This window comes from Tateyamaria sp. (assembly GCF_059783535.1).
This window is the reverse complement of the sequence record NZ_JBYNDP010000203.1, coordinates 1-4838: the sequence shown is the minus strand read 5'-3', so window position 1 is coordinate 4838 and position 4838 is coordinate 1. Positions and strand designations below refer to the sequence as shown.

Annotated in this window: 5 protein-coding genes; 2 read left to right on the top strand and 3 right to left on the bottom strand. The window is 60.8% G+C overall.

What is annotated here, in order from left to right:
- Nucleotides 1-626 (top strand): metallophosphoesterase (locus tag AC6RA8_RS21270; RefSeq protein WP_500355674.1); only part of this gene is annotated, 626 nt, incomplete at its 5' end.
- Between the two features lie 39 nt (nucleotides 627-665).
- Here AC6RA8_RS21270 and tdh read toward each other — a convergent pair.
- The 3 genes from tdh to AC6RA8_RS21255 all read right to left on the bottom strand — a co-directional run bounded on the left by tdh (nucleotide 666) and on the right by AC6RA8_RS21255 (nucleotide 3548).
- On the bottom strand, nucleotides 666-1703 hold the full coding sequence (gene tdh, locus AC6RA8_RS21265) for an L-threonine 3-dehydrogenase (protein ID WP_500355672.1): 1038 nt from the start codon (nucleotides 1701-1703) through the stop codon (nucleotides 666-668).
- Nucleotides 1703-2887, bottom strand: coding sequence for a glycine C-acetyltransferase (locus AC6RA8_RS21260; RefSeq protein WP_500355670.1), 1185 nt, complete (start codon nucleotides 2885-2887; stop codon nucleotides 1703-1705). Before AC6RA8_RS21260 ends, tdh begins: the two co-directional genes overlap by 1 nt.
- A gap of 100 nt (nucleotides 2888-2987) precedes the next feature.
- Entirely contained in the window at nucleotides 2988-3548 is a 561-nt protein-coding gene (locus AC6RA8_RS21255; protein WP_299203468.1) for a helix-turn-helix domain-containing protein, read from the bottom strand.
- Between the two features lie 96 nt (nucleotides 3549-3644).
- Here AC6RA8_RS21255 and AC6RA8_RS21250 point away from each other — a divergent pair, with 96 nt between their 5' ends.
- On the top strand, nucleotides 3645-4826 hold the full coding sequence (locus AC6RA8_RS21250) for an acetyl-CoA C-acyltransferase family protein (RefSeq protein ID WP_500355667.1): 1182 nt from the start codon (nucleotides 3645-3647) through the stop codon (nucleotides 4824-4826).
- The last annotated feature ends 12 nt before the right edge of the window (nucleotides 4827-4838 follow it).

The window sequence follows — 4838 nt, the reverse complement described above, 5'->3', positions numbered from 1 at the left end:
TCGTCTTTCTGGGGGACTACACAGACCGGGGACCGGACAGCCGTGCCGTGCTTGATACCCTGATCGAAGGGCAGGATGCAGGCCGGAATTGGACGTTCCTCAAGGGCAACCACGACCGCATGTTCGAATGGTTCATGCAGGACCCGCTCCGGCACGACCCGCATATGATGGTGGAACTCTACTGGCTGCACGACCGCCTCGGCGGCAACACAACACTGGCGTCTTATGGCGTCGAAGCCCATGGCAAACGCCGGGAAAAGGATGTGCAGGCCGACGCGCGCGCCGTTGTTCCGCAAAGCCACTTGGACTTTCTGAGTAACCTACAACTCAGCCATATCGTCGATAATCTGATGTTTGTGCATGCCGGTATCCGACCGGGTGTGCCTCTGGCAGAGCAAACCGAAGAAGACATGCTCTGGATTCGGCAAGAGTTTCACTACTGCTTGAACCCACATCCCAAGCTGATCGTACACGGTCACACGCCTGTCGACGCCGCCACGCATTACGGCAACCGGATCAACCTTGATACCGGTGCTGGATACGGCCGCGCGCTCACAGCCGCCGTGTTCGAAGACAGCATTGCATGGCTTCTGACAGCGTCAGGGCGCATCCCGTTCACACCGTAAGGCTGACGTGCCGTCCGCCCCGGCTCATCAAGATGCGCCTTACGTCCAGTCCAGAACCACCTTGCCCGAAGAACCCGATTTCATCACCGCAAACCCGGCCTCGAACTCTGATACTTTGAAACGATGGGTGATAACCCCGGACACGTCCAGACCATTCTGCAACATGGCGATCATCTTGTACCAGGTCTCGAAAATCTCGCGACCATAGACACCCTTGATGGTGATCGCCTTGAACACAATGCGGGACCAGTCCACGGGTGAGTTCCCGGGCGGAATCCCCAGCATTGCAATGCGCCCCCCCATGGTCATCGCCTCGACCATCTGGTCCAGCGCAACCTGGTTCCCCGAAATCTCAAGACCCACATCAAACCCCTGTGTCATGCCCAAACCCGACACCACCTCGGCCAGATCCTGATGCGCGACATTCACCGGGACGACATCCGCCACATGGGTGGCCAGACGCAACCGGTCCGCATTCACATCCGTGATCACCACATGCCGCGCGCCTGCGTGCCGGGCCACGGCAGCGGCCATGATCCCGATGGGACCGGCACCCGTCACCAGCACATCCTCTCCAATCAAATCAAAGGATAAGGCGGTATGCACAGCGTTCCCAAGAGGGTCCAGAATGGCGCCAATGTCGTCATCAATTTCATCCGGCAAGGGCACCACGTTGAAGGCGGGCAAGCGTAGGTACTCGGCAAATGCCCCCTGCTCGTTCACACCGATCCCCCGCGTAGCCGGGTCCAGATGAAACTTGCCCGCACGGCTCTGGCGCGAGGTCTTGCCGATCAGATGCCCCTCACCCGAACAGCGCTGACCAAGGGCCAGACCATCCACGTTCCGACCCATATCCACGATCTCACCTGCGAACTCATGGCCGGTGATCAACGGCGTCGGCACAGTGGCCGAGGCCCACTCATCCCAATTCCAGATGTGAATGTCGGTGCCGCAGATCCCGGTCTTCTTGACCCGGATCAACACATCATCCGGCCCGATCTCAGGCACCGGTGCTTCGACGGCCCACAGCCCCTCACGCGGATGAGTTTTCTCCAATGCTTTCATTGTGTTGCGCATCAGATCACCCCAACAGCCTTGCCCGCCGCCTCAAACGCCTCAAGCCCCCGATCCAAATCCGCCCGTGTCAGGGCCGCATTCATCTGCGTCCGAATACGCGCCTGCCCACGCGGCACAACGGGAAAGAAGAAGCCCGAGACATAGACGCCCTCATCAAACAACCGCGCCGCCATGTCCTGTGCCAACTGCGCCTCGCCCAGCATGACCGGGATGATCGGGTGCTCACCGGGCAGCAACTCGAAGCCCAACCGCTCCAACCCCGCCCGCCAATAGGCGGCATTGTCGAACAGCTGCGCGCGCAGATCGTCACCGTCTTCTACCAGACGGATCGCCTCAATCCCGGCGGCCACAACAGCAGGCGGCAGGGAATTGGAAAACAGGTACGGCCGCGCACGCTGGCGCAACAGGTCAATCACCGGCTGGGGTCCCGCGATATAGCCACCGATGGACCCGCCCAGCGCCTTGCCCAAGGTGCCCGTCAGAATATCCACGTCCACGCCCGCATGGGCTGGGGTCCCTTCCCCCTTCGGCCCCATGAAACCGGTGGCATGACAATCATCCACCATCACCAGCGCGCCAAAGTTCCGCGCTAACGCGGTGATTTCGGGCAGCTTCGCGAGATAGCCATCCATGGAAAACACGCCATCGGTCGCAATCATGATATGCCGCGCCCCATCGGCCTTGGCGGCACGCAACTGCTTTTCCAAGGAATCCATGTCGCTGTTGGCGTAGCGATAGCGTTTCGCCTTGCAGAGCCTTATCCCATCAATGATCGACGCATGGTTCAGCGCGTCCGAGATCACCGCATCTTCCGGCCCCAAGAGTGGCTCAAACAACCCGCCATTGGCGTCAAAACAGGCCGCAAACAGGATCGCATCATCCTTGCCCAGAAAACGGGCCAGACGCTGCTCAAGCTCCCGATGCAAATCCTGCGTGCCACAGATGAACCGGACGGAGGCCATGCCGAACCCATGTGTGTCCATCGCGCCCTTGGCGGCGGCGATCAGATCGGGGTGATCGGCCAGCCCAAGGTAGTTGTTGGCACACAGGTTCAGCACTTCACGCCCACCCACATCGATCCGACCGCCTTGGGGCGAGGTGATCTCGCGCTCGCGCTTCATCATCCCGTCCGCCTCTATCTGGGCCAGGGTGTCGGTCACATGGGTGAGAAACGCGTGGGTCATGTCGGATGCTCCTTTGTAGGAAAATCTAACATACCGGAGATGATTCCGAAACAACGGATTTCATAATCACGGACAAAAATCCGTGAAAGCGGATTTACGCTCAGGCGTCCTGCACGACCAGGAATGCGCGTGCGGGCCGATCCGCCTCGATCCGGTGTGGCACATCGGCGGCATAGCGGGCGGTGTCGCCCTGCCCCACCTTCTCCGATGCGCCACCGCTGGTCACACGCAGCTTGCCCTCGATCACGGTCAGATGCTCGCGTGCGCCACGGGCATGCGGCTGGCTGTCCAGCACCCCACCTTCAATGAAACGCAGCTCATAAACCTCGTGACGCCCAGCCTCTTCCGGAGGGCTGAGGATGCGGATGGTGCAGCCCGCGCCCCGGTTCTCGATGCTTGGCACATCCGCCGCGCGCAGCACTTCGATCCGCTTTGCCGCGCCCTCATCCAACAGGCCCGCAAAATCCACCTGCAAGGCGCGGGTCAGGTTCCACAACGTCGCAATCGTGGGTGAGGATTCGCCCCGTTCGATCTGGCTCACCATCGACCGGGACACGCCCGACAGTTTCGCCACCGCATCCAGGGACAGCCCCTGCGCCCGCCGCGCATCCTTCAGGCGAGTCGGCAAAAGCGACAATATAGCGTCAGTATTCTCCGTCATGACGGAGTAGTGCCAATGCCGTTGCGTCCAAGTCAAGCCCGGGGGCTGACATGTGGCAAGCGCGTCGTCATATCAGAATGCAAAGGGAGGATCATCATGACCCAAGACATCGTACTTCTGGATGGCGCACGCACGGCCATCGGCACCTTTGGAGGATCGTTGGCAGCCACCACGCCCATCGACCTTGGCACCGTCGCTACCAAAGCAGCGCTGGAGCGGTCGGGCGTCGAAGGTGGCCAGATCGGTCACGTCGCCTTTGGTCATGTGATCAACACTGAACCTCGAGACATGTATCTGAGCCGCGTCGCAGCCATGCAAGCAGGCGTGCCAGACACGACCCCGGCCATGAACGTGAACCGTTTGTGCGGCTCCGGTGTGCAGGCCATTGTGTCGGTGATTCAGTCTCTAATGCTGGGCGATGCGGACTTTGGCCTTGCTGGCGGGGCCGAAAATATGTCGCGTTCGCCCTTCATCATCCCGAGCCAGCGCTGGGGCGCAAAGATGGGAGATGTGAAAACGCTCGACATGATGCTGGGCGCACTGAATTGCCCCTTTGGCACAGGGCACATGGGCGTGACGGCCGAAAACGTGGCAGCAGAACACGGTATCTCTCGTGACGATCAGGATGGCTTTGCCATGCAAAGCCAGGAACGTGCGGCAGCAGCCATCGCAGATGGCCGCTTTACCAGCCAGATCGCGCCAGTCGAGGTGAAGGTGAAGCGCGACACCGTTGCCTTTGAAGTAGACGAACATCCCAAGGCGACCAGCATGGAGGCGTTGGCGGGGCTGCGGCCTGTGTTCCAGAAAGATGGATCGGTCACGGCGGGCAACGCCTCGGGCATCAATGACGGCGCGGGGGCTGTGGTGCTGGCAACGGCCGATGCCGCGGAAAAGGCGGGTCTGAAACCGAAGGCGCGCATATTGGGTTATGCCCATGCAGGCGTTCGCCCCGAAGTCATGGGCATCGGCCCCATTCCTGCCGTCCGCAACCTGCTGGACCGCACCGGCCTGTCACCCGAGGATTTCGACGTCATCGAATCAAACGAAGCCTTTGCAGCGCAGGCCTTGGCGGTGTCCAACGACCTGGGCTTTGATCCGGCACGTGTGAACCCCAACGGCGGCGCAATCGCACTGGGTCATCCTGTGGGTGCGACCGGTGCGATCATCACTGTGAAAGCTTTGTATGAGCTGGAGCGGATTGGCGGATCCAAAGCGCTGATCACAATGTGCATTGGTGGTGGTCAGGGCATCGCGCTGGCGATTGAACGGATCGCTTGAAGCAACGGAGGA